The organism is Sphingobium wenxiniae (genome assembly GCF_007830065.1).
Lineage (GTDB): Bacteria > Pseudomonadota > Alphaproteobacteria > Sphingomonadales > Sphingomonadaceae > Sphingobium > Sphingobium wenxiniae.
The window spans coordinates 13,865-39,560 of the sequence record NZ_VLKK01000001.1; the positions used below are offsets into that span (position 1 = coordinate 13,865).

General features: G+C 64.8%; 21 protein-coding genes, 1 tRNA gene and 1 other RNA gene. 15 read left to right on the forward strand and 8 right to left on the reverse strand.

Features of this window, described 5'->3' with window-relative positions:
• Window positions 1-70: 70 nt before the first annotated feature.
• The 12 genes from IQ35_RS00095 (at window position 71) to IQ35_RS00150 (ending at window position 10,195) form a co-directional block, all read left to right on the forward strand.
• Window positions 71-1,117: a cysteine desulfurase family protein gene (locus IQ35_RS00095; protein WP_021246637.1), complete on the forward strand. Its 1,047-nt coding sequence runs from the start codon at window positions 71-73 to the stop codon at window positions 1,115-1,117.
• Window positions 1,084-2,208 carry a cysteine desulfurase family protein gene (locus tag IQ35_RS00100; RefSeq protein ID WP_145071493.1) on the forward strand — a complete coding sequence of 375 codons (1,125 nt, stop codon included), beginning with the start codon at window positions 1,084-1,086 and terminating at the stop codon, window positions 2,206-2,208. The genes IQ35_RS00095 and IQ35_RS00100 overlap by 34 nt, the downstream gene beginning before the upstream one ends.
• 15 nt (window positions 2,209-2,223) lie before the next feature.
• A complete protein-coding gene (locus IQ35_RS00105; protein ID WP_021246635.1) occupies window positions 2,224-2,559 on the forward strand; it encodes a 2Fe-2S iron-sulfur cluster-binding protein in 336 nt (111 codons plus the stop codon).
• A gap of 2 nt (window positions 2,560-2,561) precedes the next feature.
• Window positions 2,562-3,509, forward strand: coding sequence for an SGM family class A beta-lactamase (gene blaSGM / locus IQ35_RS00110; RefSeq protein ID WP_376699472.1), 948 nt, complete (start codon window positions 2,562-2,564; stop codon window positions 3,507-3,509).
• A 57-nt stretch (window positions 3,510-3,566) separates the two neighbouring features.
• Window positions 3,567-3,664: signal recognition particle sRNA small type (gene ffs, locus IQ35_RS00115), an RNA gene on the forward strand.
• A gap of 100 nt (window positions 3,665-3,764) precedes the next feature.
• Window positions 3,765-5,390 carry a DNA polymerase III subunit gamma/tau gene (locus IQ35_RS00120; protein ID WP_260401402.1) on the forward strand — a complete coding sequence of 542 codons (1,626 nt, stop codon included), beginning with the start codon at window positions 3,765-3,767 and terminating at the stop codon, window positions 5,388-5,390.
• Between the two features lie 3 nt (window positions 5,391-5,393).
• Window positions 5,394-5,717, forward strand: coding sequence for a YbaB/EbfC family nucleoid-associated protein (locus IQ35_RS00125; protein ID WP_145071498.1), 324 nt, complete (start codon window positions 5,394-5,396; stop codon window positions 5,715-5,717).
• Between the two features lie 131 nt (window positions 5,718-5,848).
• Window positions 5,849-8,245: an endopeptidase La gene (gene lon, locus IQ35_RS00130; RefSeq protein ID WP_145071500.1), complete on the forward strand. Its 2,397-nt coding sequence runs from the start codon at window positions 5,849-5,851 to the stop codon at window positions 8,243-8,245.
• A 181-nt stretch (window positions 8,246-8,426) separates the two neighbouring features.
• Window positions 8,427-8,699: an HU family DNA-binding protein gene (locus IQ35_RS00135; protein ID WP_021246630.1), complete on the forward strand. Its 273-nt coding sequence runs from the start codon at window positions 8,427-8,429 to the stop codon at window positions 8,697-8,699.
• Between the two features lie 461 nt (window positions 8,700-9,160).
• Window positions 9,161-9,237, forward strand: a tRNA-His gene (locus IQ35_RS00140).
• Between the two features lie 66 nt (window positions 9,238-9,303).
• Window positions 9,304-9,675: a phosphoribosyl-AMP cyclohydrolase gene (gene hisI, locus IQ35_RS00145; RefSeq protein ID WP_031292074.1), complete on the forward strand. Its 372-nt coding sequence runs from the start codon at window positions 9,304-9,306 to the stop codon at window positions 9,673-9,675.
• Window positions 9,662-10,195, forward strand: coding sequence for a hypothetical protein (locus IQ35_RS00150; protein WP_145071502.1), 534 nt, complete (start codon window positions 9,662-9,664; stop codon window positions 10,193-10,195). The genes hisI and IQ35_RS00150 overlap by 14 nt, the downstream gene beginning before the upstream one ends.
• A gap of 6 nt (window positions 10,196-10,201) precedes the next feature.
• On the opposite strand, the gene IQ35_RS00155 is transcribed toward IQ35_RS00150, so the two are convergent.
• The 3 genes from IQ35_RS00155 to IQ35_RS00165 form a co-directional block, all read right to left on the reverse strand.
• Window positions 10,202-10,894 (reverse strand): L,D-transpeptidase family protein, encoded by a 693-nt coding sequence (locus IQ35_RS00155; protein WP_145071845.1) that lies wholly within the window; start codon window positions 10,892-10,894, stop codon window positions 10,202-10,204.
• 66 nt (window positions 10,895-10,960) lie between these two features.
• Window positions 10,961-13,228 (reverse strand): NADP-dependent malic enzyme, encoded by a 2,268-nt coding sequence (locus tag IQ35_RS00160; protein ID WP_145071504.1) that lies wholly within the window; start codon window positions 13,226-13,228, stop codon window positions 10,961-10,963.
• Window positions 13,229-13,238: 10 nt separating this feature from the next.
• Entirely contained in the window at window positions 13,239-14,162 is a 924-nt protein-coding gene (locus tag IQ35_RS00165) for a LysR family transcriptional regulator (protein WP_021246626.1), read from the reverse strand.
• An 89-nt stretch (window positions 14,163-14,251) separates the two neighbouring features.
• Here IQ35_RS00165 and IQ35_RS00170 point away from each other — a divergent pair, with 89 nt between their 5' ends.
• Window positions 14,252-16,357, forward strand: coding sequence for a malate synthase G (locus tag IQ35_RS00170; protein WP_145071506.1), 2,106 nt, complete (start codon window positions 14,252-14,254; stop codon window positions 16,355-16,357).
• Between the two features lie 112 nt (window positions 16,358-16,469).
• Window positions 16,470-19,124: an alanine--tRNA ligase gene (gene alaS / locus IQ35_RS00175; RefSeq protein WP_145071508.1), complete on the forward strand. Its 2,655-nt coding sequence runs from the start codon at window positions 16,470-16,472 to the stop codon at window positions 19,122-19,124.
• Window positions 19,125-19,172: 48 nt separating this feature from the next.
• Here the strand turns inward: alaS and IQ35_RS00180 are convergent, their stop codons facing one another.
• Window positions 19,173-20,957, reverse strand: coding sequence for a cation:proton antiporter domain-containing protein (locus tag IQ35_RS00180; protein ID WP_021246623.1), 1,785 nt, complete (start codon window positions 20,955-20,957; stop codon window positions 19,173-19,175).
• Window positions 20,958-21,189: 232 nt separating this feature from the next.
• On the opposite strand from IQ35_RS00180, the gene IQ35_RS00185 reads away from it, so the two are divergent.
• Window positions 21,190-22,068, forward strand: a complete 879-nt coding sequence (locus IQ35_RS00185; RefSeq protein ID WP_145071510.1) for an HpcH/HpaI aldolase/citrate lyase family protein — start codon at window positions 21,190-21,192, stop codon at window positions 22,066-22,068.
• A gap of 138 nt (window positions 22,069-22,206) precedes the next feature.
• On the opposite strand, the gene IQ35_RS00190 is transcribed toward IQ35_RS00185, so the two are convergent.
• The 4 genes from IQ35_RS00190 to IQ35_RS00205 are packed head-to-tail and all read right to left on the reverse strand — an operon-like array spanning window position 22,207 to window position 25,695.
• Entirely contained in the window at window positions 22,207-23,493 is a 1,287-nt protein-coding gene (locus tag IQ35_RS00190) for an MFS transporter (protein WP_021246621.1), read from the reverse strand.
• Window positions 23,490-24,119: a retropepsin-like aspartic protease family protein gene (locus IQ35_RS00195; protein WP_021246620.1), complete on the reverse strand. Its 630-nt coding sequence runs from the start codon at window positions 24,117-24,119 to the stop codon at window positions 23,490-23,492. The genes IQ35_RS00190 and IQ35_RS00195 overlap by 4 nt, the downstream gene beginning before the upstream one ends.
• The gene (locus IQ35_RS00200; RefSeq protein WP_031292072.1) at window positions 24,119-24,910 is read right to left on the reverse strand and encodes an MBL fold metallo-hydrolase; all 792 of its coding nucleotides are present in this window, start codon (window positions 24,908-24,910) and stop codon (window positions 24,119-24,121) included. Before IQ35_RS00200 ends, IQ35_RS00195 begins: the two co-directional genes overlap by 1 nt.
• The gene (locus IQ35_RS00205; protein ID WP_021246618.1) at window positions 24,907-25,695 is read right to left on the reverse strand and encodes a TatD family hydrolase; all 789 of its coding nucleotides are present in this window, start codon (window positions 25,693-25,695) and stop codon (window positions 24,907-24,909) included. Before IQ35_RS00205 ends, IQ35_RS00200 begins: the two co-directional genes overlap by 4 nt.
• Between the last annotated feature and the right edge of the window lies 1 nt (window position 25,696).

Here is a 25,696-nt window from a genome sequence, read left to right on the forward strand (position 1 = left end):
TTGCTGGCGCTGCGCCGCGGACAGCCTATATAGAGGGCGCGACCATTTCCGCAATCGATGAGTGTTTTCCTTGGCCGCCGACCGTCTCTATCTGGACCATGCCGCAACCACCCCGATGCTGGGGCAGGCGAAGGCCGCGATGATCGCGGGGCTGGAACGCTGGGCCAATCCTTCCAGCCCGCATGGCGACGGCCGCGCCGCCCGCGCCGCGCTGGAGGATGCGCGGCGGCGGATCGCGGCGGCGCTGGGCTGGGCCGGGCATGTCCTCTTCACCTCCGGCGCGAGCGAGGCGATCGCCATCGGGCTGACCCGCGCAAAGGCAGGTCGCATCGCCACGTCCCCAGTCGAGCATGATTCGGTGCTGCGCGTGACCCCGCAGGCGGGGCGGCTGGCGGTGGATGCCGACGGCCTCATTAATCTAGCCGCCGTTCGGATCGATCCCATCCCGCAACTCATGCTCGCCATCCAGCATGTCAACAACGAAACCGGCGTGATCCAGCCGCTCGACCGGATCGAGCGCGGCAATCTGCTGCTCTTTGCCGATTGCGCCCAGAGTGCGGGCAAGCTCCCGCTTCCGGATGCGGACATGATCGCGATCAGCGCGCATAAATTCGGCGGCCCCCCGGGCGTGGGCGCGCTGCTGATCCGCGATCTGGCGCTGCTGGAGCCGAGCGGCGGGCAGGAGCAGGGCTACAGGGCCGGGACGGAAAATCTCCCCGGCATCCTCTCCATGGCTGCCGCGCTGGAGGCGCGCGCCGACTGGCTCGCGGTCGCGGCGCGTCTGCGCGCCCGGCTGGATGCCGCGATAGAGGCCGCCGGCGGACAGGTCATCGCCCGAGACGCGCCGCGCATCGCCTCCATCGCCAGCTATCGGATGCCGGGCCTGTCCGCCCGCGCCCAGCTTATCCAGTTCGACCTTGCGGGCATTTCGGTGTCGGCGGGCAGCGCCTGCTCGTCGGGGTCGCTCAAGACCAGTCATGTCCTGCGCGCCATGAACTATGACGAAAGGGCGGCGGGCGAGGTGGTTCGCGTCAGCTTCGGCCCCGCGACCGGGGAGGCGGACATAGACCGCTTCCTCGCCCAATGGACCGCCATGGCGGAGCGTGCGCGGCCATGACCATCTATCTCGATTATCAGGCTACGACGCCGCTCGCGCCCGAAGTCTTCGACGTCATGGCGCCGCTGCTTCGCGATCAGTTCGCCAATCCCCACAGTGCCCATCGCCCCGGCCGCGCCGCCGCCGCGCAGGTGGAAGCGGCCCGCGAACAGGTCATGCGGTTGCTGCCCGACGATGGCCGCCTTCTCTTCACCTCCGGCGCGACCGAAGCGCTCAACATCGCCATTCAGGGCGTGGGAGACGGCCGCATCGTCACCATCGCGACGGAACATGCCGCCGTGCTGGACACGGTGGAGGCGCTGGGACGGAAGGGGCGCGACATGGCGGTCCTGCCGGTCGGTCCAGATGGCCTGGTGGACATGGACGCCGCGCGGCAGGCGATCACACCCGGCGTCGCGCTGGTCGCCGCCATGCTGGTCAACAACGAAATCGGCGTCATCCAGCCGGTCGAGGCGCTTGCCGCCCTTGCCCACGCCGCCGGAGCCTCGTTCCTCTGCGACGCCGTGCAAGGCTATGGCCGCGTGCCGATCCCGCCCTCCTGCGACATGATCGCGATCAGCGGGCACAAGATCCACGGTCCCAAGGGCGTCGGCGCGCTCTGGATCAGGGACGGGGTGACGCTTTGCCCGCTCCTCCACGGCGGGGGACAGGAGGGCGGTTTGCGATCCGGCACGCTTTCGCCCGCATTGTGCGCCGGTCTGGGCATGGCCGCCCGGTTGATGCGGGAACGCGCCGGCAGCGATCAGGCCCATGTCGAATCCCTCTGGGAACTGGCGCGCGGCCTGTTCCTCGACTGGACCCTGAACGGCGACGCCGACCGGCGCTATCGCGGCAATCTCAACCTGCGCCGCGACGGATTGGACGGCGCGCGCCTGTTGTCCGATTGCCGCAATGTCGCTTTTTCGCTTGGCAGCGCTTGCGCGAGCGGGTCGGGTCGGCCTAGCCATGTGCTGCGCGCGCTCGGCCTTTCGGACGGGCAGGCGCGGGGATCGGTGCGGATCGGCTTTGGCCGTTATACGACACCGGCCGAACTGGAGGATGCTGCACAGGCGATCAATAAGGCGGCGGCCATGCAAGGCACGCCGCGATAAGGGAGCGTCGCACCAATGACCAGGGTAGTCTTCATCAGCGCGGACGGCGAAAGCAGGCAGGAGGTGGACGCTCCGCCCGGTGCGGTTCTTCTGGATGTCGCGCAGGCGGCCGGGCAGCCGCTGGAAGGCACCTGTGAAGGGCAGATGGCCTGCTCCACCTGCCATGTGATCGTCGACGCCGCCGATTTTCCCAGCCTGGCCCATGCGACGGAGGAGGAGGAGGACATGCTCGACCTAGCCGCCGCCGCGACGCGCACCAGCCGCCTTTCGTGCCAGATTGTGCTGGACGCGGCGCTGGAAAGCCTGACCGTCCATATTCCGTCCGAAGCCTGCAACATGCAGGGCATGTGAGGATCGTCATGAAGCATCCGATGCGCCTTGCGCTATTGACCGCCTGCGCGCTGTTCGCCGCTGCTCCCTCCCTCGCGCAGGAGAGCGAGCGCCCGTCGCTGATGCCGCCCGCGCCGCGTTACGTGATCCCGCAATCCGCACTGAAAACCGTCCGCAATCCCAAGATGATCGAGGAGGAAACCGGCGGCCGCCTCGGGGTCGCGCTGGTGGACAGTTCGGGCGCGCTGATCCTTGGCTTCAACCGCGACGAGCGCTTCGCGATGTGCTCGACCTTCAAGGCGCCTCTGGCCGCCGCGATCCTGCTGGGCGCCGAAGGCGGCAAGTTCGGGCTGGAAGGGCAGGTATCCTTCACCAAGGACGATGTTCTTCCCTATGCGCCGGTCGTGAAGCAGAACCTGAAGCGCGGCCGCCTGTCGATGGAGGAGCTGGCGGCGGCGGCCGTGGAGGTCAGCGACAACAGCGCGGCCAATCTGCTCCTTCCCATGGTCGGCGGACCGGAGGGGCTGACGGCCTTCTTCCGCGCTTATGGCGACACTGTGTCCCGCCTCGACCGCAAGGAACCGGACCTCAACGAGAATGAACCGGGCGATCCCCGCGACACCACCAGTCCGGCGGCGATGGCGGCTCTGATGGCGCGCCTGATCTTCAAGGACATGAAACCGCAAAGCGCCGAAAAGCTGCGGACATGGCTCAGCCGGAGCAAGACCGGCGATCGGCGGATCAAGGCGGGCCTGCCGGAAGGCTGGACATCGGGCGGCAAGACCGGAAGCTGCGGCACGGCCTATAATGACGTGGCGCTGGTCAAATCGCCTTCGGGCGCGGAATATCTGCTGGCGATCTATCTCGACCGGCCGGCCGTGGATGAGGCGAAGGCTGATGCCGCCATTGCCGAAACGGCAGCGTCAGCACTGGATTTCGTGGCGCAGGCCAAGCGCGAGGGGCCGGAATGACCGCCGCCTTCCTTGCGCGCCCCCTTGCCATCGCCGGCGCACTTCGCCATATGCCGCGCCGGGAGTCGGGCGGACGTGATCGTCGCCAACCTGGTCAGGTCCTGACGGAAGCAGCCACAACGATTTCGTCACGGGTCGTTCCGGCTCCCACCCGCCTTCACGGTCATGGACGATCTGATCCCCGACGGGGCGGCCACGCGATCATAATTTCGAGAGGCTTTTGCGGCTTCGACAGCATCGTTCCAAGCCGCTAGATTGCGCCCCATGTCCGATTCCCCTCAGCCCTATCGCGTCCTGGCGCGCAAATACCGGCCGCGCACCTTCCGCGAACTGATCGGGCAGGACGCCATGGTCCAGACGCTGGGCAACGCCATCAAGCGGGGGCGGCTGGCCCACGCTTTCCTGATGACCGGCGTGCGCGGCGTGGGCAAGACATCAACCGCGCGCCTCATCGCCAAGGCGCTGAACTGCGTCGGTCCTGATGGGCAGGGCGGCCCCACCATCGACCCTTGCGGCGTGTGCGAGCCATGCAAGGCGATTGCCGAGGGGCGACATATCGACGTCATCGAAATGGACGCCGCCAGCCATACGGGCGTCGACGATGTGCGCGAGATCATCGAGGCGGTGCGCTATGCCGCCGTCTCCGCGCGCTACAAGGTCTATATCATCGACGAAGTGCACATGCTTTCGAAGAACGCGTTCAACGCGCTCTTGAAGACGCTGGAGGAACCCCCGGCGCATGTGAAATTCCTCTTCGCCACGACCGAAGTGAACAAGGTGCCGGTGACGGTCCTGTCCCGCTGCCAGCGGTTCGACCTGCGCCGCATCCCCGCCGAACTGCTCGCCAGCCATTTCGCCCATGTGGTCGAGGCGGAGGGGGTCGCCGCCGAACCCGATGCGCTTGCCCTGATCGCGCAGGCCGCGGAAGGTTCCGCGCGTGACGGCCTCTCGATCCTCGATCAGGCGATCGCCCATGCCGAAATGGGGCCGGATCAACCGGCGGACTCCGCGCCGCTCGTCACCGCCGCGCAGGTGCGCGAGATGCTGGGCCTTTCCGACCGTGGATCGGTGCGCCGCCTGCTCGCCCTGCTGCTGGAGGGCGGAACCGCGCCGCTGCTCGCCGCCGTGCGCGATCAATATGCGCTGGGCGTGGAACCCCTTTCGCTGATGCGCGGGCTGCTGGAACTGGTCCACGCCGTCACGCTGGTCAAGGCGGGGCGCGATATCGCCAGCCCCGGCCAGTCCGCCGAGGAACGGGAAGCCATCGCCGACTGGGCCTCGCAGCTTGGTTTCGCGCCGCTCCATCGCCTGTGGCAGCTTCTGCTCAAGGGCCATGACGAGGTGGCGAGCGCCGTTCTCCCCATCGAAAGCTGCGAAATGGCGTTGCTGCGCGTGATGCACGCCGCGGCCATGCCCGACCCCGGCGACATCGCCCGGATGCTGCGCGAAGGCGGACCGATCGCGGCCAACGCGCCTGCCGCCTCCGCCGAATCCTCATCCAGCCCGGCGGCAAAGCTGCCCGCTAGCTTCCAGGATCTGATCGAAGCCTTCTGGCAGCATGGCAAGGGGCAGTTGGCGCAGGAGCTGCACGACTGCGTCGGCCTCGTCCGCTATGCGCCGCCGGAGCTGGACTACAGGGCCACGCCCGCCCTCGCATCCGACTTCGCCGCCCGCCTGACGCCCGCTTTGCGCGAAATCACGGGCGCGCCATGGCGCGTCGCGCAAAGCGATGGCCCGGCCGCGCCGACCTTGCTGGAACAAGAACAGCGCAAGGCGGCGGAAGAACGCGCCGTCATTCTGGAAACCCCGGTCGTCAAAGCCGCGTTGGAGGCTTTCCCCGACGCCGAGCTGGACGGCAAGCTCGAACAATGGAGTGCATGAGGCATGAAGGATCTCAACGAAATATTGGGCATGGCCAACCGCGTGCAGGAGGAATTGCAGCGCGCGCAGGACAATCTCGACAAGATCGAGGTGGAGGGCGCGGCAGGCGGCGACCTCGTCAAGGTGCGTGCATCGGCCAAGGGCCGTATCGTCGGCGTTTCGATCGACGAAAGCCTGCTTGCGCCGTCTGAAAAGCAGATGCTCGAAGATCTGGTGACCGCCGCCTTCAACGATGCGCGCAAGAAGGCGGATGAAGTCAGTTCCGCCGAAATGGCGAAGATGACCAGCGGCCTTTCGCTGCCCCCCGGCTTCAAACTGCCGTTCTGACGGGCGGAATGGCCTGCATCCGGTTCCGGCTTTACCTTGTCTCCCTTTAGGGGCGATTGATTGCTGCGATGGTCGTCCCCATAAAGGCGATGGATTGCATATGGACCTGGAAAGCAGGTCCAGGAGAATGAATGACTACGAACTATCCGCTTCTGCCCCTGCGCGACATCGTTGTCTTCCCGCAGATGATCGTTCCGCTGTTCGTCGGCCGCGACAAGAGCGTGGCTGCGCTCGAAGCGGCGATGGAGGGCGACAAGGAGATATTCCTCGTTTCCCAGCTCGACCCGGCGGAGGATGATCCGGGCCGGGACGCCCTTTACGACACGGGCGTCATCGCCGTGGTGCTCCAGCTTTTGAAGCTTCCCGACGGCACCGTCCGCGTGCTGGTGGAAGGCAGGCATCGCGCCCAGCTTCAATCGATGGAATCGGTGGACGGCTATCTGACGGCGGAGGTTTCGCCGGTGGAGGAAGCGGCCGCCGAAGGTCCGGAGGCCGCCGCCCTGATGCGCTCGGTCGCCGAACAGTTCGAAAATTATGCCAAGCTCAACAAGAAGCTGCCGGCCGAAACCCCCGTCCAGCTTCGCGAGATCGAGGATGCGGGCCGTCTGGCCGATGCCGTCGCCGCCAATATCAACGTCAAGGTGTCCGACAAGCAGACGCTGCTGGTCGAGGCCGATCCGGTCAAGCGCCTCGAAATGGTGTTCGCCTTCATGGAAGGCGAGTTGGGCGTGCTTCAGGTCGAAAAGAAGATTCGCGGCCGCGTGAAGCGGCAGATGGAAAAGACCCAGCGCGAATATTATCTCAATGAACAGTTGAAGGCGATCCAGCGCGAACTGGGCAATGGCGAGGGCGAGGAAGGCGACGAACTTGCCGAACTGGCGGAAAGGATCGCCAAGACCAAGCTCAGCAAGGAAGCCCGGACCAAGGCCAGTGCCGAGTTGAAGAAGCTCAAGGCGATGCAGCCCATGTCGGCGGAGGCCACGGTCGTCCGCAACTATCTGGATGTGCTGCTGGGCTTGCCCTGGGGCAAGAAGGGCAAGGTCAAGACCGACCTTAAGCGCGCGCAGGCGATCCTGGATGAGGATCATTTCGCGCTGGAGAAGGTCAAGGACCGGATCATCGAATATCTCGCCGTGCAGGCGCGCACCAACAAGCTCAAAGGCCCGATCCTGTGCCTCGTCGGCCCGCCGGGCGTGGGCAAGACATCGCTCGGCCGTTCCATCGCCAAGGCGACGGGCCGCGAGTTCGTGCGCCAGTCGCTAGGCGGCGTGCGGGACGAGGCCGAAATTCGCGGCCACCGTCGCACCTATATCGGCTCGCTGCCGGGCAAGGTGGTGACCAACCTCAAGAAGGCGGGCACGATGAACCCGCTGTTCCTGCTCGACGAGATCGACAAGCTGGGGCAGGATTTCCGGGGCGATCCGGCATCCGCCCTGCTGGAAGTGCTGGACCCGGAACAGAACAGCAAGTTCCAGGATCATTATCTGGAGATCGACGTCGATCTTTCAGACGTGATGTTCGTGACGACCGCCAACTCCTTGAATTTGCCTCAGCCTTTGCTCGACCGCATGGAAATCATCCGGCTGGAGGGCTATACCGAGGATGAAAAGGTGGAGATCGCCCAGCGTCACCTGCTGCCCAAGCAGATCGACGCGCACGGCCTCAAGGACGGTGAGTTCGAAGTCACCGAAGATGCGGTTCGCGACCTGATCCGCTACTATACCCGCGAGGCCGGCGTCCGCACGCTGGAGCGTGAAATCGCCCGTCTCGCCCGCAAGGCGCTGCGGAAGATATTGGAGGGCGCTTATGACAAGATCGTCATAACCTCCGAAAATCTGGCGGATTATGCGGGCGTTCGCAAATTCCGTCATGGCGTGGGCGAGGAAGAGCACCAGATCGGCGCCGTCACCGGCCTTGCGTGGACGGAAGTGGGCGGCGAGTTGCTGACCATCGAGGCCGTGACCGTGTCCGGCAAGGGCGCGATCCGGACCACGGGCAAGCTCGGCGATGTCATGAACGAATCGGTTCAGGCGGCCTTTTCCTATGTGAAGGCGCGCGCGCCCGGCTATGGCATCAAGCCCAGCATCTTCAACCGCAAGGACATCCATATCCACCTGCCCGAAGGGGCTGTGCCGAAGGATGGCCCTTCGGCGGGCATCGGCATGGTGACGACGATCGTCAGCACGCTGACGGGCATCCCGGTGCACAAGGATGTGGCGATGACGGGCGAAGTCACGCTGCGCGGCCGGGTGCTGCCGATCGGCGGGCTTAAGGAAAAGCTGCTGGCCGCGCTGCGCGGCGGCATCAAGACCGTGCTCATTCCGCAGGAGAATGAGAAGGATTTGACGGAAATCCCGGCCAATATCCGCGAAGGGCTTGAAATCGTGCCGGTAAGTCATGTCGACGAAGTGCTGGCCCGCGCGCTGGTTTCGCTCCCTGAGGCGATCACCTGGACGGAGGAGGACGACCTTGCCGCTCAACCGCCCGTGACATCGGGCCGGGATGGAGAGGCCACGCTTCGGCATTGACGGGGAAGGCGCGACCTGGGATCGCTGATTTCCTTGCATTTTGCTTCTGAACGGGCAAAAATGCAGAGAACCGGGGGAATTTGTCGCTTTCCCTTTGACAGGCGCTGAAAGCTGGGCCTTATTGCCGCGCCTACGCCGCGATTCCTAAGTCACCAAACAGCTACAAGGGGGTTCCCAAGGCATGAACAAGCAGGATCTTATCAGTGCGGTTGCCGAAAGCAGCGGTCTTAGCAAGAACGACGCCAGCAAGGCTGTCGAGGGCGTATTCGATGCTATCACGGGCGCACTGAAAAAGGGCGACGAAATACGTCTGGTCGGTTTTGGCACTTTTTCCGTTTCGCAGCGCAAGGCTTCGACCGGCCGCAATCCGCGCACTGGCGAAACGATGACCATCAAGGCATCTGCCCAGCCGAAGTTCAAGGCAGGCAAGGGCCTGAAAGACGCGGTCAACTGACGGGCCGGGCGTATCCATCGGGAAACGCCCAAATCCGACAAATTGCCGGCATCGCGGTCGGAAGCATTTCAGGAGAGTGGAGTCCACATCGGTTTTCCGGATGCGGGCTGTTGCCGAAAGGAACGGGGAGGGGGCACGAAGCCTGCCTCCCTTTTTCTTTTTGGAGAGTCGTCCTGCGATGGTCGTTTTCGGCCATGTTCCGCCATTCAGCACGGAAACCGGCTAACGGACGTCATGCCGCCCTCCCGCAAAGGGAGGGGAGCGTGACTTGCCAAGCCGCAGGCGAGGCCGGGTCGCAGCGGGGATGGCCCGCGCAAGGGCCGCTCCCCTCCCAAAACCGCAACGAACGCGCGTTCGCGAACCGCATAATCGCCTTATCTGCATCCGGACGGATTTGTATGCTTGACGAGGGGGAATGGGCCGCATATGTGCCGCTTCTCCCGATGCCGAAAGGCGCTGTGGCGATCGTAGCTCAGTTGGTTAGAGCGCTGGTTTGTGGTACCAGAGGTCGTGGGTTCGGATCCCATCGGTCGCCCCATTTTCTCCCGGACATCCCGCGATAAGGGGCTTCGCATTCGTCGCTTCGCCTTTTATAGCGCAAGCCATGGAAGACGCGCGCGACAGGGGGCTTACCCTCAATCCCCGATATGACGACAATGGCCTTATCACGGCTGTCGTGACGGATGCCGGCAGCGGCGATGTGCTGATGGTCGCGCACATGAACGCGCAGGCGCTGGCGCTCACCATCGAAACCGGCCTTGCCCATTTCTGGTCGCGCAGCCGCGGGTCCCTGTGGAAGAAGGGTGAAACGTCCGGCAACATGCTGGCGGTTCGCGATCTTCGCATCGATTGTGATCAGGATGCGGTGTGGATAAAGGCCGATCCCGCTGGCCCCACCTGCCATACGGGCGCGCGTTCCTGCTTTTTCCGCCGGATAGGCGCGGAGGGGCTTAGCGAGGTCGATGCGGCGGACTAGCCTAATCCTGCTTCTCCTGCTGGCGGCCTGTCAAAGGACGGGCGGCCCGGATCAGGCGGAGGACCGCACGAACGTCCCCTCCGCCTCCGGCCTGGAACGGGCCGCGATCGCATCCGGCGTCATCGCCGATGCCGGCAAGATTTCGCCCGTCGGCCTGTTCCAGCGAAGCCATGAAGCCGGCCGCGATCTTCTCTGCATCGCTCCTGTCCGTGACGGAACGCTCCGTTTCGGGCTGGAGGCGATTTTCGGTGCTGAACAGCATTGCCATGGACAGGGCAGCGCCCGCCGGGCGGGCGACAAGCTGATCCTCCGCTTCGACGCGGCCGATCAATGCATCATCGTCGCGCAATATGATGGGGATCAGGTCGCCTTGCCGGGCGTGGTGGATATGAAATGCGCTGACCTTTGCGACGGACGCGGCTCGCTGGAGGGAGTCAGCTTCCCGCGCATAGCCGGGCAGGCCGGACCCGCGCTTGCCGCCCGAGACCGCGCGGGAGAACCGCTCTGCGGGCCGGATTGAACGCGATCAGCCCGGATCGGCGTGGCTGGTGTCCAACATCCGCCCGTTTGTGATGATCGCCAGGTCGCCCAGCTTCGCAACCCCGAACAGCTTCTTTGCAAAGGGCGTAGGGATGCCGATGCAGCCATGGGTCGCATTGCCCCATTTCACATCACTGCCGTGGATGGCCACACCGTCATTGGTGAGCCGAAGCATATAGGGCATCGGCGCGTCATAGAGGTTCGATACATGATCGGCATCCTTTTCCGTGATCGGAAACGCGCCGAGCGGGCTGGGCTTGTCATCCGCGCCATACAGGATGACGGCGGCCCCGATTTCATAGCCTCCGCGAAAGACGGACAATGTCTGCGCCTTGAGGTCGATGGTGATGATGATCGGCCCGATGGCAGGCGCGCCGGTTTCGTCCCAGACATAGTCGCCATGCCGGAACGGCCCGTCGATGCTGAGCACGCGCTTCACCACAAGGGCATGGGGATCGACTTCCACCGGTTGGGAACGGGATCGTTCGGCGAGCTGGACCGGAGCGGCGGCAACGGGGGTCGTGCCGCTTTCCTGCGGCGCGGATTCGACCGTTTTCTCTTCGGTAGCGGCAGGGCGGTCGATCTTTCCCGCCGCGAGCAGGCCGACGGCGCCCAGTCCCACTATGATCGCCAATTTCGGCCCGATGCCCTTCGGCAGTCCTGTCAGGAAACCCGCCATGACCCGTTCACCCACTCCACTTCATTGCCTTTGCCACGCCGGGAGTGTGATGGAAAAAGGTTAAGGTCAGCCTTCCCGCGCCACTTCCGCCGCCGCGATCGCCGTCAGGTTCAATATGCCGCGTGAGGTGACGCCCGGCGTCAGCACATGGATCGGCTGCGAAAGGCCCATCAGCATCGGCCCCACCGTGGGCGAACTGGACGAAGCCGCCAGCGCCGTCAGCGTGATGTTTGCCGAATCCAGATTGGGCATGACCAGCAGGTTCGCCGACCCTTCGAAGCGCGAATCGGGGACCAGCCGCTCCCGCAGCGGCTGGCTGAGCGCCGCGTCTGCGTGCATTTCGCCGTCCACTTCCAGATCGGGCGCGGCTTCGCGCACCAGCTTTAGCGCCGCGCGCATCTTGCGCGCGCTGGGGCTGTGCGAAGCCCCGAAATTGGAGTGCGACAGCAAAGCCGCGCGCGGCTTCAACCCGAAATAGCGCAATTCCGTTGCCGCCAGCAGGGTCATTTCCGCGACCTGCTCCGGCGTCGGATCGGGCACCATATGGCTGTCCGTGATGAACAGCGCGCCCGCGTCCAGGATCAGGCCGGACAGCGCATAAGCACGCGTATGACCCGGCACCCGATCGATGATCCGCAGTACATGTTCGACCTGTCCCCAATATTCCGAATTGCCCCCGACCAGCGCTGCGTCGACCTTGCCCAGGCGCAGCAGCATGGCGGCGGTCACCGTGGGCCGCCGATAGACATGGCGCAATATCTCGGCCGTGGGCACGCCCTTGCGCGCCGCGACCGCGCTATAGCCTTCGACCAGTTGCTGCATGACGCCATGATCGGTTTCGGGGTCGATCACCTCGACATCCCGGTCCAGTTCAAAGCGCAGCCCCAGTTCGGGCAGCTTCTGCTCCAACACCCGCCGCCGCGCGATAATCACGGGGCGCGCAATGCCTTCGTCCAGCGCGTCCTGAATGGCGCGCAGCACGCGCGTATCCTCGCCCTCGCCATAGACGATGCGGCGGTGCGTGCCCCGCGCCGCCTCGAACACCGGCAGCATGAGTTGCCCCGACCGCGTGTTCTGCCGCGTCAGTGCGCGGCGATATTCGTCCAGGTCCAGCGTCCGCTTCGCCACGCCGCTGTCCATGGCCGCCTTGGCGACGGCGGGCGCGATCTCCGCGATCAGGCGCGGGTCGAAAGGCGTGGGGATGATATAGTCCGGCCCGAACGCCAGCTTCCGCCCGCCATAGGCTTGCGCCACATCGTCATGCGCGGGCAGGCGGGCGAGGGCGGCGATGGCTTCCGCCGCCGCCGCCTTCATCGCCTCGTTGATTTGCGTCGCCCCGGCATCCAGCGCGCCCCGGAAGATGTAGGGGAAGCACAGGACATTATTGACCTGATTGGGAAAGTCCGAGCGCCCCGTCGCGACGATGGCGTCCGGCCGCGCCGCGCGCGCCACGTCGGGCAGGATTTCCGGTTCCGGGTTGGCGAGCGCGAAGATCAGCGGATTGTCCGCCAGCAGGGGCAGCCATTCCGGCTTCAACACCCCCGGCGCGGAAAGCCCCAGGAAGATGTTCGCCCCCGGCAGCACGTCCGGCAAGGTCCGCGCATTGGTCACGCGGGCATAGCGGGCCATGTTGGGCAACATGCCCTCGCGCCCCGAATGGATCACGCCGTCCTTGTCGGTCATCGTCACATTGTCGACCGGCAGGCCCATGGACACCAGCAGGTCGACGCAGGCCAGCGCCGCCGCGCCCGCGCCCGACGTCACCAGCCGCGCTTCCGCCAGCGTCTTGCCCTGCAAGACCAGCGCATTGCGAACCGCCGCCGCCACGACGATGGCGGTGCCATGCTGGTCGTCGTGAAAGACCGGAATGTTCATCCGTTCCTTCAATCGCGCCTCGATGGCAAAGCATTCGGGGGCCTTGATATCCTCCAGATTGATGCCGCCGAAAGTCGGTTCCAGCAACGCCACGGCTTCGACGAACTTGTCCGCGTCGGTCGTATCGACTTCGATGTCGAACACATCGATATCGGCGAATTTCTTGAAGAGAACCGCCTTGCCCTCCATCACCGGCTTGGACGCCAGCGCGCCGATGGCGCCCAGCCCCAGCACCGCCGTCCCATTGGAGATCACGGCGACCAGATTGCCGCGCGCGGTATAATCCAACGCCTTGTCCGGGTCCGCCGCGATCTCCATGCAGGGGGCCGCGACGCCCGGCGAGTAGGCCAGCGCCAGGTCGCGCTGGTTGACCATGCGCTTAGTCGGTTCGATGCGGAGCTTTCCGGGTTGCGGATAGCGGTGATAGTCGAGCGCGGCGCGGCGGGTATTGTCGTCCATGGGGGGAGCCTTAGAAGTCCTGCGCCGCCGGGGCAATGGCCGTCCGCTCCCAGGGCGGCGCCGGCTGATATAATCCCGCCAGAAAGTCGATAAAGGCGCTCAATGCCAGCGGCGGATGGGGCTGGGGCAGGTGGACCGCGAACAGCCCTACATCCGCCGACCCTTCGAACCGGGGAAGGATCTGCCGCACCTGACCCAGGGCCAACGCCTCGCTTATGTCCCAGAGCGAACGCAGCGCCACCCCCGCGCCCGCCATGGCCAGTTCGCGCACGACTTCGCTGCTGTTGGTGCCGACATGGCTCACCCCGTCCACGGCCACCGGGCCGTCGGGGCCGATCAGCCGCCATGGCAACTGCCCTTCCGCCGCCAGCAGCCGATGCTTCCTGAGATCGGCGATATCCCGCGGAACACCGAACCGCTCCAGATAGGCGGGCGCGGCGCACACTATCCGCCGGTTGGTCGCCAGCCGCCGCGCCGCAAGGCCAGGCCCCGGATCGACGGTGATGCGGATGGCAAGGTCGGCGCGGCTCGCCAGCAGGTCGGCATAGTCGTCCGACAGGTCGATATGCAGGGCGACGCGCGGATGCTCATCCATGAACCGCCCCAGCCAGGGCGCGACATGCATCCGCCCGAAGGAGGTGGGCGCGGTGATCCGGATCGTTCCCGAAGCCTCCTCGCAAGCGCCCGACACGCGCCGTTCCGCCGCCTCCAGCGCCGTCATGATCTCGCGCAGATCGTCATGCAGCCGCTCGCCCGCCGCAGTCAGCGCCAGCCGCCGCGTGGTGCGATGGATGAGCCGCGTGCCAAGCCTCTCTTCCAGCCGCACCAGCCGCTTCGACACCATGGCGGGCGAAATGCGGAGCCGCCGCCCTGCTGCGGCCAGTCCGCCTTCCTCCACTATGGCGGCGAAGAGATCGTAATCCGGGTCCATCATAATTTCACCACAGGAAATTCTGAATTTATATAATATCCCCTACTGCACATAATGCGGACCGTCTATGCTCTATGGCAAAGGAGCATCGCATGACGAACATGATCGACAAAGCCGGCCTTCAGGTCGCCCGGCCCCTCGCCGCCTTCATCGAAGAGCGCGTCCTTCCCGGCACCGGCATCGACGCGCCGGCCTTCTGGTCCGGCGCGGCGGCGATCTTCGCCCGATTCGCCCCGAAAAACGCGGCCCTGCTCGCCAAGCGCGATAATCTCCAGAGTCGGATCGACGCCTTCTACAGCGACCGCGCGGGCCAACCCGGCAACGCGGCGGACTTGCGCGCTTTCCTCCAGGAAATCGGCTATCTCGTCCCCGAATCCGCGCCCTTCACCGTCACCAGCGACAATGTCGACGATGAAGTCGCCCGCCTTGCCGGACCGCAGCTTGTCGTGCCGATCCTCAACGCCCGTTTCCTCCTCAACGCCGCCAATGCGCGCTGGGGCAGCCTTTATGACGCGCTCTATGGCACGGATGCCATCCCTGGCGCTCCGGCGGGGAAGGGCTATGACGCCGGGCGCGGCGCGCAGGTCATCGCCTGGGCAAAGGCGTTTCTCGATCAGGCTGTCCCGCTCGCCGGCGGCAGTTGGGCGGGTCTCACCGATGCGGAAGGCATTTCCCTTGCCGATCCGACCCAGTATCGCGGCAAGAACGGGAAGGGGCGCCTGTTCCGCCACAACGGACTTCACATCGAAGTCGTGTTCGACCGCGATCATCCCATCGGCAAGGACGATCCGGCGGGCATTGCCGATGTGATCCTCGAATCCGCGCTGACCACCATCTGCGACCTTGAGGACTCCGTCGCCGCCGTCGATGCGGAGGACAAGGTCGCCGCCTATGCCAACTGGCTGGGCCTGATGCAAGGCGACCTCACCGACACCTTCGAAAAGAATGGCGCGATGATGACCCGCGCCCTCAACGCCGACCGCAGCTATACCGCGCCCGACGGCGGCAGCTTCACCTTGCCCGGCCGTAGCCTGCTTCTGGTCCGCAATGTCGGCCATCTGATGACGACGCCCGCCATTCTCCTGCCCGACGGCCGCGAAGCGCCCGAAGGCATTCTCGACGGCATCGTCACCAGCCTGATCGCGATGCACGACCTCCAGCGCAAGGGCGGCTTCGCCAACAGCCGCTCAGGCAGCGTCTATATCGTCAAGCCCAAGATGCACGGGCCGGAGGAAGTGGGTTTCACCAACCGCTTGTTCGACGCCATCGAGGACATGCTGGGCCTCGCCCGCCATACGCTGAAAGTCGGCGTCATGGACGAGGAGCGCCGCACCTCCGCCAATCTTGCCGCCTGCATCGAGGCGGTGAAGGGCCGGATCATCTTCATCAACACCGGCTTCCTCGACCGCACGGGGGATGAGATGCACACGGCGATGCGCGCCGGTCCCATGATCCGCAAGGGCGAGATGAAGGCGAGCGACTGGATCGCGGCCTATGAAGACCGGAATGTCCAGATCGGCCTCGCCTGCGGCCTTTCGGGGCGCGCGCAGATCGGCAAGGGCATGTGGGCCGCGCCCGACCGCATGGCCGATATGCTGGAACAGAAGATCGGCCATCCCAGGAGCGGCGCGAACACCGCCTGGGTGCCGTCGCCGACCGCCGCGACGCTCCACGCGACGCACTATCATCAGGTCGATGTCTTCGCCCGTCAGGCCGAACGGCGCGCCGAACCCATAGCGCCGCTCGAAAAGCTGCTGACCGTTCCCGCCGCCTCCGGCCGCAACTGGTCGGCCGAGGAAATCGCCGAGGAACTGGACAATAACGCGCAAGGCATATTGGGCTATGTCGTGCGCTGGGTGGATCAGGGCGTCGGCTGCTCGAAGGTGCCCGATATCCATGACGTCGGCCTGATGGAGGATCGCGCGACGCTTCGCATTTCCTCGCAGCATATGGCCAACTGGCTGCTGCACGGCGTCTGCACGGCAGGCCAGATCGACGCCGCCTTCAAACGCATGGCGGCAAAGGTCGACGCGCAGAATGCGGGCGATCCCCTCTATAAGCCGATGAGCGGCCATGAGGACGAAAGCCTCGCCTATCGGGCCGCCCGCGCGCTGGTTTTTGAAGGAGTGGCGCAGCCCAACGGCTACACTGAACCGCTGCTGCACCAGTATCGCGCGCGCGTGAAGGCGGCGGGTTGAAGGAGGGGAGGGGCGGCGGCGCCAACGCCGCCCGTCCCGCCAGACGATCCAATCGACGATGCGATGAAAAGCCCCGCTTGTGCGCCGGGGCGCTTCCCACTAAATCGCCTCCATGACCTCCACCAACGACATTCGCCGATCCTTCCTCGAATATTTCGGAGCGAACGGCCACACCATCGTCCCGTCGGCGCCACTGGTGCCGCATAACGACCCAACGCTCATGTTCGTCAATGCGGGCATGGTGCCGTTCAAGAATGTCTTCACGGGCCTTGAAACCCGGCCTTATACGCGGGCGACCTCCAGCCAGAAGTCGGTGCGCGCCGGCGGCAAGCATAACGACCTCGACAATGTCGGCTACACCGCGCGGCATCATACCTTTTTCGAGATGCTGGGGAATTTCAGCTTCGGCGACTATTTCAAGGAACAGGCGATTCTCCATGCCTGGACGCTGTTGACGAAGGAGTGGGGGCTTGCGGCGGCAAAGCTGACCGCGACGGTCTATCACACCGATGACGAGGCGTTCGACCTGTGGAAGAAGATCGCGGGCCTGCCCGATCACAGGATCATCCGCATCCCGACGAAGGACAACTTCTGGGCCATGGGCGACAGCGGCCCGTGCGGTCCCTGCTCGGAGATTTTCTACGACCATGGCGAGCATATCTGGGGCGGCCCTCCCGGATCGCCGGAAGAGGATGGCGATCGTTTCGTCGAGATATGGAACCTCGTCTTCATGCAGTTCGAGCAGGAAGCGAACGAGATCGTCGGCAATCTGCCTAGGCCCAGCATCGACACCGGCATGGGGCTGGAGCGCATCGCCGCCGTCATGCAGGGGGTGCACGACAATTACGACACCGACACCTTCAAGGCGCTGATCGCGGAATCGGGCGCGCTGACCCGCACCGCGACCGACGGCGAGTATAAGGCGAGCCATCGCGTCATCGCGGACCACCTCCGCTCGACCAGCTTCCTGATCGCGGACGGGGTGCTGCCCGCCAATGAGGGCCGGGGCTATGTCCTGCGCCGGATCATGCGCCGCGCGATGCGCCACGCCCATATCATCGGCGCGAAGGAGCCGCTGATGTATCGCCTCGTCGGCGGCCTCGTGTCCGAAATGGGCGGGGCCTATCCCGAACTGGTGCGCGCGCAGCCGCTGATCGAGGAAACGCTGCTGCGGGAGGAAACGCGTTTCCGCAAGACGCTGGAAAACGGCCTGAAACTGCTCGACGAAGCTACCGCCGGTCTTGGCGAGAGCGGGACGTTGCCGGGCGAGACGGCGTTCAAGCTCTACGACACCTATGGCTTCCCTTATGACCTCACCGAGGACGCGCTGCGTTCGCGCGGGTTGGGCGTGGACCGGGACGGCTTCGACAAGGCGATGGCCGAGCAGAAAGCCGCCGCCCGCGCCGCCTGGAAGGGTTCGGGCGAAAAGGCGTCGGACGAAATCTGGTTCGACATCGCGGAAAGCACGGGAAGCACCGAATTTATCGGCTACAACTCGACAGAGGGCGAAGGCGAAGTGCTGGCGCTGGTCAAGGACGGCGCGCGGGTCGACTCCGCTGCGGCGGGCGATGAAGTCACCGTCATCACCAACCAGACGCCTTTCTACGGCGAAAGCGGCGGGCAGATGGGCGACGCGGGCGCCATCTCCTCGCAGGCCGGGCTGGTTGCCGAGGTGTCCGATACCGCCAAGCCGCTGGGCCGCCTGAACGCGCACAGGGCGAAGATCAGCGCGGGCAGCATCAAGGTCGGCGACACCGTGCATCTGAGCGTCGATGGGGACCGCCGCGACCGGCTGCGCGCCAATCACAGCGCGACCCACCTGCTTCATGCGGCGCTTCGCAAGCGGTTGGGCGCGCATGTGACGCAGAAGGGCAGCCTTGTCGCGCCGGATCGCCTGCGGTTCGACTTCTCGCATCCCGAAGCGCTGACGCACGGGCAGATCGCGGCCGTCGAAGCCGATGTCAACGAGCAGATCCGCCATAATGAAGCCGTCACCACGCGCCTCATGACGCCGGACGATGCCGTGGCGGCGGGCGCGCTGGCGCTGTTCGGCGAGAAATATGGCGATGAGGTCCGCGTCCTTTCCATGGGCAAGGGCGATGAGCATGGCTACTCCGTGGAACTGTGCGGCGGCACCCATGTCCGGGCGACGGGCGACATCGCGCTGTTCAAGATCGTTTCGGAAAGCGCGGTTTCATCGGGCGTTCGCCGGATCGAGGCGCTGACGGGCGAGGCCGCGCGCCTGTGGCTGTCCGACCGGGAGGATCGGCTGCGGCAGTCCGCGGCGGCGCTCAAGACCACGCCGGAGGAGGTGCCGGCCCGCATCGCCGCCCTGGTCGAACAGAGCCGCAAGCTGGAACGCGAGCTGGCCGACGCGAAGAAGGCGCTTGCCCTTGGCGGTGGCGGATCAGCGCAGGCCGCGGGGCCGGAGCAGGTGGGCCATGTCAGCTTCCTGGGGCAGGTGATCGAGGGGCTGGACCCCAAAGAATTGCGCGGCATTGTCGATCAGAACAAGGCGACGCTGGGCAGCGGCGTTTCCGCCGTGCTGGCCGTCACCGACGGCCGCGCGAGCATCGCCGTGGGCGTGACCGACGATCTCATCGGGAGCATCAGCGCGGTCGATCTGGTCCGCGCGGGCGTCGAGGCTCTGGGCGGGAAGGGCGGCGGCGGGCGCCCCGACATGGCGCAGGGCGGCGGTCCGGACGGCGACAAGGCGCAAGACGCCATCGAAGCCGTGAAGGGCGCGCTGGCGAAGGTTCCGGCCTGACATCCGCGTCGCCTCCCGTCACCGGGCAGGCGACACAGTGCATACCGGTCAAGGCACCTCATCGGCGCGCAGCCGGCGCAGTTTCGGGGCGTTTTCGAGCTGGGCGGCGTCTTTGATCCCGATGCGCAGATCTTCGCGCATCTGGTGGACGGAGGCGATCACCGGACCCATCGCGACGCCCAGGTCGACCAGCGCGGTTTCCGCCAGTTGCAGCGAGCTTTCCAGCGTTTCGGGCACGGCGTCGCTCGCGCCCGCCCGGTAAAGCTGGGCCGCATGTTCGGTATCGCGGGCGCGGGCGATGATGGGAAGGTCGGGCACCCAGCCGCGCACCCGCTTGGTCACGCGGACCGAAAGCACCGGATCGTCCATCGTCAGGATCAGCGCGCGGGCATGGCCCAGCCGCAGCCGGTCGAGCATCTCCGCTCGGGACACGTCGCCAAAAAGGATCGGATAGCCGCTACGACGGGCTTCGGCCACCACATCCGGATCGGATTCCACCACGATGAAGCGTTGCTTGTGCATCTTGAGCAGGTCGCAGACCATGCGGCCGACGCGCCCGAAACCGATGACGACGGCCGCCGCCTCTATCAGTTCCTCTTTCACTTCCACCGCTTCCTCGCCCAGCGCCATTTCGAGGCGACGGGCGATGTCGTGGCCGATGCGGGCGAGCAGGGGCGTGATGGTGAGGCCGATGGCGGTCACAATCTGCCAGAAGGCGGCGGTGGACGGCAGGATCAGCTTGGCCGCCGCCGCCGCCGACAGCACGATCAGGGTGGTTTCCGACGGGCTGGACATCAGCACGCCGACCTCCAGCGCCACGCCTTTGCGCGCGCCGGAGAAATAGAGGAGCGCCGCCGTCACCAGCGTCTTGGCGAGGATGACGCCGACGACCGCCAGCACCAGGCTCTGCCAGTTGGCGAGGATGACGCGGACATCGAGGCTCATGCCCACGGTGATGAGGAAAACGCCCAGCGCCAGCCCCTTGAAGGGCGCGGTCATCACCTCGACCTCGCCATGATATTCGGTTTCGGCGATCAGCAGGCCCGCCAGCAGCGCGCCGACGATGGGCGACAGTCCCGCGATGGATGTGGCGAGGCTGGAGACGATCACCACCAGAAGGCTGGCGGCAAGGAAGACCTCCGGGCTCTTGGTGCGGGCGGCCTGGCTGAAGATATGGGGCAGGAAAACGCGCCCCAGCACCAGCATGACGGCGATGGTGACGCCGCCCTTGAGCAGCGTGCTTGCCAGCTCGCCCCAAGCCCCGTCCGGGCTGGCGGCGACGGAGGGGGCAAGTGCGCCCAGCATGAAGATGATGGGGACGAGCGCCAGGTCCTCGAACAGCAGCATGGAAAAGGCCGCGCGCCCCACCGCACTCTGGGTGCCGACCATGGGGAGCACCACGGCGGTCGAGGACAGGGCGAGCGCGAGGCCCAGGCCGATGGCGCCCGCCGTGGGCTGGCCCAGGATATAGAGGCCCGCCGCGATCAGCAGGCCGCTGCCGATCAGTTCCGCCGCGCCGACGCCGAACACCTGCGTTCGCATCGTCCACAGGCGACGGAAACTCAGTTCCAACCCTATGGAAAACAGCAATAATATGACGCCAAGTTCGGCAAAGGGCTCTATCGCCTGCTGGTTGGATATGGTGACATGATAGAGCCAGGGATATTCGCCCACCAGCGATCCGAGGCCGGCCGGACCGACCGCGAGGCCGACCAGGATGAAGCCGATCACCGGGCTGACGCGGAAACGGGCAAATCCGGGGATGACCAGACCGGCGGCGCCGAGAATGACGAGGGAATCGCTGAAGCTTTGAGGGTTGATCGCACCGGCCATATTCCATCATTGCGGCGCGGCGCGGGAATATCCAGAGTTTTACGGTAGAAAAATGCGGCTCTTTATCTGTTTATCTGTCCCGCATACGGCGGATCGTCGCAAGGCTGGCAAAGGGCAGGGGATCATTTCCTACAGAAGCCCGCCACGGCTTCCTGACTCTGCGCATAGCCGGGAAAATCAGGCTAGGCGCGAAAGCGCCAACTGCTAACCTGCCCCTTTAGATGAGGATGCCATGATTCCAGTCAGATCATTTCTGTTCGTCCCCGGCAACAAGGAAAGCTGGATCGAAAGGTCCATCAACTCCGGCGCCGACGCGCTGATCCTCGACCTTGAGGACAGCGTTCCACACGCCCAGAAGATCGAAGCGCGCGGCATCGTCGCGGGCAGGCTGAAATGGGTGGTGGAGCAGGGCCAGCGGGTCTGGGTCCGCATCAACCGCACGCCCCACCTTTATGATTTCGAAGACATCCTTGCCGTTGTCCAGCCGGGTCTGGAGGGCATCTTTATCTCCAAGCCCTGCGGCCCGGAAGATGTTCATGTCGCGTCTCAGATGCTGGCCGAAGCCGAAATGCGCAACGGCCTGCCCAATGGCTCGATCCATGTTATCCCGCTGTTGGAAAGCGCGCGTTCGATGCAACTGGCCTATGAAATCGCCCAGCATCCGCGCGTTTCCGCCATCGTCGGCTCCACCGCCAAGAATGCCGACGTCGCCCGCGCGCTTGGCTTTGTGTGGTCGCCCGAAGGCCGCGAAACGCTCTACCTCAAGTCGCGCGTCGTCATGGCCGCCAGAGCCGCGGGCAAGCTGGCCATCGGCGGCGTGTGGCAGCAGGTAAAGGATCTGGAAGGGCTGAAGGCTTCTTCGCAAGCCGACCGTCAGCTCGGCATGAACGGAGAACTGGCCTTGCACCCGACCAATGTCGAGATCATCAACGACGTCTACAGCCCGACCGAGGACGAGGTCGCGTTCTACAAGGGCATGATCGACGCTCTGGATGAAGCCATGGCCAATGGGCGCGCATCGGTCATCTACGACGGCGAGCATATCGACATCGCGCACGTCAAGACAGCCCGCGAGATCATCGAACTGGCCAGGCTGTACGGCCGCGCCTGATGGCGGCGCGGGTCCGGGCATCATCGAAACGGCGCTTTGCCTTGGAGAAGGATGGAGCGCCTCTCTGATCCTTATAGTTCGATAATATATATTATGTTAAATCACTAATGATCGAAGCGCGCGAATTTCGGTCTACGCTCAGTCTTCCAGAATGCGGCTGTGCTTCGCTGTATCCCGCATCCGGATATAGACCGTCAGCGAAATGGCGATCATCACGGTCACATAGATGTAGAATGCGCTTTCCATGTCGTTGCGCTTGAACCAGAGCGCAACGAATTCCGCGGTGCCGCCAAACAGCGTATTGGCCAGCGCATAAGGCAGAGCGACCCCCAGCGCGCGGATATGCGCCGGGAAAAGTTCGGCTTTCACAACGGCGTTGATCGACGTGTAGCCGCTGACGATGACAAGCCCCGCCATCACCAGCGCGCCTGCGACCCACGGATCGGTCGTCCGGCTCAGCGTGGCGAAGATCGGATAGGTGCAAAGGACGCCCAACACGCCGAAGCCGACCATGAGAGGCTTTCTGCCGATCCTGTCCGATAGCGCGCCGGCCAGCGGCTGAATCAGCATGAAGAGGAACAGGGTGGCCGCATTGATCTGGGACGCGGTTTCCCGGCTCATGCCGCTCGTATTGACCAGGAATTTCTGCATGTAGATGGAATAGGCGTAGAAGGCGATGGTCCCTCCCGCAGTCAGGAACATGACAGTCACGGTTTCGCCAGGGTGCCGCAGCAGCAATTCGACCAGGCCGGATCGCGGCCCGCCTTCCGCCCGCGCGACGACATAGCTTTGTGTTTCCGTCAGGCCGCGTCTCAGCCAGAAGACGATGACGGCCAACGCTCCGCCGATGGCGAAGGGTATGCGCCAGCCCCATGCGTCCAATTGAGCCTCCGTCAGCATCTGCTGCAATATCAGCAGCACGCATATCGCGACGAGTTGGCCCGCGATCAGCGTCACATATTGGAAGCTGGAGAAAAAACCTCTGTGGTGTCTTCCCGCCATCTCGGACAGATAGGTGGCGCTGGCGCCATATTCCCCGCCGATGGACAATCCTTGCAGCAGGCGGGCGAGGACGAGCAGGAGCGGCGCACCTACGCCGATCTTCTCGTAGCCCGGCGTCACCGCGATCAGCAGCGATCCCACGCACATGAGCGATACGGACAGGGTAAGACCGCTCTTGCGGCCGTGCCGATCCGCGTAGATGCCCATCAGCCAGGCGCCGATGGGGCGCATCAGGAAACCGACGGCGAAGATTCCGGCGGCGCTCAGCAACTGTGCGGTCCGGTCCTCGCTGGGAAAAAAATGCGGCGCGAAATAGAGGGTGAAGGCCGAATAGGCATACCAGTCATACCATTCGACCAGATTGCCCGTCGAACCGCCGATAATCGCCTTCAACCTTTGCCGCTGGTCCGGCGCTGCCGTCATGGCGTCAAAACCATCTCGCCATTTTCCACGCCCCAGCTTTTAAGGCGGGACAGCATGTTCATGCCGATGACGTTCACGTCGCCAAAGGCCGGCGACACGACGATATCCAGGTCGCTCGTCCGAACAGGTCCGATCGTCAGGGTCGCGATCCGCGCCCTTTGCGCCTTCACATGGCCGTTGGCGGTCATCATGGTGACGGAAGATTGCGCTGGATCGATGTTGAGCGCGGCCGCTCGCGCCGCCTGTTCCGACAGGGCGGTGACGCTTGCGCCGCTATCGATCAGGAAGCGGGTCGGCGTGCCGTTGACGGCGCCGTCCACCCAATAATGCCCGTCGGAAGATACCGCTATACGGATGCGGTCGCCATCGATCCGGGTTTGAGGCGCGACGGGATGGTCGTCATCCTCCTTTGCCGTGGATGGCGTGTGGGCACTCTCCATGAAAATCCCCGATTTTTGCGCCAGATTGAACAGCATGAGCAGAATGGCGAAAATCGCCACCCACAAAAGCGCCATCCGCATCATACCGCCCAGCGGCATACGGCGCGTCAGCAGCGCGGAACCGACGAGGACAATTGCGAGCAGATACCAGATGCCCGACATCGCCTGATCCGTTCCCACATCCATCAGGAAGCCCCCTCCCCGTCGCTCAATTCCACGACCATGCCGTCATAGCCCGGTTCGACGCCTTCGGGCAGCGTGCGGCGCAAGGTCGCATAATCCATGCTGTTGTCCATATGCGTCAAAATGGCCCGGTTCGGGCGCGCGGCGGCGATTCCCTCCAGCGCCAGGGCAAGGTGCGCGTGGGTCGGATGCGGTTTTGCCCTCAACGCGTCCACGACCCATATGTCCAGCCGGTCGAACAGGGTCAGCATGGCCGGCGTCAATTCGTGGAAATCCGTGGCATAGCCTATCGTGCGTCCGCCATGGGTGAAGCGGAAGCCTGTGGACAGAATGTCCCCATGCGGCTGGTCCACGCAATGAATATCGATATCGCCGATGGTGAGGCGGTCGGGAAGCGCGTGGTCTTCGACGATGGGCGGATAGCCCCCGCGCCCCTCAAAGGCATAGCCGAAACGCTGGCGCAGCGCGCCAAGCGTTTCGGCGCGGGCATAAGCGGGCACGGGCGTCCCCCGATAGTGATAGACCTGCCGCAGATCGTCCAGTCCGTGACAATGATCGGCATGATCGTGCGTCCACAGCACCGCATCCAGATTGGCCGCATCCGCCGCCAGCAACTGCGCGCGCATATCCGGCGAGGTATCGACCAGAAGGCGCGTCGTCGGACTCTCGACAAGAATGGACACGCGCGTCCTGCGGTTTCGCGGCTCGTGAGGATCGCAGGTTCCCCAGTCATTGCCGATCCGGGGAACTCCCGACGACGTGCCGCAGCCCAATATGACGAGCCTCAAGCTCATGAGGCCGGGCTTCTGCCGATCTTGCTGAAAAGCGTATGGAAATTCGCCGAAGTGGCTTTTGCCAGTTCCTCGATGCTCTCATTCCTCAGATGGGCCAGGAAACGGGCGGTGTCGGCGACATAGGCAGGCTCGCAGGATTTGCCGCGATGGGGCACGGGCGCGAGAAAGGGGGAATCCGTTTCCACCAGAAGGCGATCCAGCGGCAGGCGCGCCGCCGTTTCCTGAAGGTCCCTGGCGTTCTTGAAGGTCACAATACCCGAAATGCTGATGTAGAGGCCAAGTTCCAACGCCGCATCGGCAAAGGCCCCGCTGGCGGTGAAGCAATGGATGACGCCGCCATATGCCCCCTTCCCCATCTCCTCGCGCAGGATCGCCAGCGTATCGTCCTCCGCCTCCCGCGTATGCACGATCAGCGGCAGGCCGGTTTCCCGCGCGGCGGCGATATGCGCGCGAAAACTGCTTTGCTGCCGGTCCCGGTCGCTATGGTCGTAATAATAATCCAGGCCGGTTTCGCCTATGCCGATCACGCGGGGATGCGCCGCCCGCTCGATCAGCTTGGCGGTGTCGACATGGGGATGCTCGTCCGCTTCATGCGGATGAATGCCTACGGTTGCCCAGACATCCGGCTCGCGCAGCGCCGTGCCCAGCACATCGTCCCACTCGCTTTCGCGCGTGGCGATGTTGAGCATCAGGTCGACGCCCGCGCCGCGCGCGCGTTCAAGCACATTCTGCTGATCTTCGACCAATCCTTTGTAATTCAAATGACAATGGCTGTCGATCAGCATG

Bases quoted from the DNA above. Each gene is read 5' to 3' on its own strand.
- IQ35_RS00100 (WP_145071493.1), top strand. From the start codon at position 1,084: ATGGACCGCCATGGCGGAGCGTGCGCGGCCATGACCATCTATCTCGAT.
- IQ35_RS00105 (WP_021246635.1), top strand. From the start codon at position 2,224: ATGACCAGGGTAGTCTTCATCAGCGCGGACGGCGAAAGCAGGCAGGAG.
- IQ35_RS00125 (WP_145071498.1), top strand. From the start codon at position 5,394: ATGAAGGATCTCAACGAAATATTGGGCATGGCCAACCGCGTGCAGGAG.
- lon (WP_145071500.1), top strand. From the start codon at position 5,849: ATGACTACGAACTATCCGCTTCTGCCCCTGCGCGACATCGTTGTCTTC.
- IQ35_RS00135 (WP_021246630.1), top strand. From the start codon at position 8,427: ATGAACAAGCAGGATCTTATCAGTGCGGTTGCCGAAAGCAGCGGTCTT.
- hisI (WP_031292074.1), top strand. From the start codon at position 9,304: ATGGAAGACGCGCGCGACAGGGGGCTTACCCTCAATCCCCGATATGAC.
- IQ35_RS00150 (WP_145071502.1), top strand. From the start codon at position 9,662: ATGCGGCGGACTAGCCTAATCCTGCTTCTCCTGCTGGCGGCCTGTCAA.
- IQ35_RS00155 (WP_145071845.1), bottom strand. From the start codon at position 10,894: ATGGCGGGTTTCCTGACAGGACTGCCGAAGGGCATCGGGCCGAAATTG.
- IQ35_RS00160 (WP_145071504.1), bottom strand. From the start codon at position 13,228: ATGGACGACAATACCCGCCGCGCCGCGCTCGACTATCACCGCTATCCG.
- IQ35_RS00165 (WP_021246626.1), bottom strand. From the start codon at position 14,162: ATGATGGACCCGGATTACGATCTCTTCGCCGCCATAGTGGAGGAAGGC.
- IQ35_RS00170 (WP_145071506.1), top strand. From the start codon at position 14,252: ATGACGAACATGATCGACAAAGCCGGCCTTCAGGTCGCCCGGCCCCTC.
- alaS (WP_145071508.1), top strand. From the start codon at position 16,470: ATGACCTCCACCAACGACATTCGCCGATCCTTCCTCGAATATTTCGGA.
- IQ35_RS00180 (WP_021246623.1), bottom strand. From the start codon at position 20,957: ATGGCCGGTGCGATCAACCCTCAAAGCTTCAGCGATTCCCTCGTCATT.
- IQ35_RS00185 (WP_145071510.1), top strand. From the start codon at position 21,190: ATGATTCCAGTCAGATCATTTCTGTTCGTCCCCGGCAACAAGGAAAGC.
- IQ35_RS00190 (WP_021246621.1), bottom strand. From the start codon at position 23,493: ATGACGGCAGCGCCGGACCAGCGGCAAAGGTTGAAGGCGATTATCGGC.
- IQ35_RS00195 (WP_021246620.1), bottom strand. From the start codon at position 24,119: ATGGATGTGGGAACGGATCAGGCGATGTCGGGCATCTGGTATCTGCTC.
- IQ35_RS00200 (WP_031292072.1), bottom strand. From the start codon at position 24,910: ATGAGCTTGAGGCTCGTCATATTGGGCTGCGGCACGTCGTCGGGAGTT.
- IQ35_RS00205 (WP_021246618.1), bottom strand. From the start codon at position 25,695: ATGCTGATCGACAGCCATTGTCATTTGAATTACAAAGGATTGGTCGAA.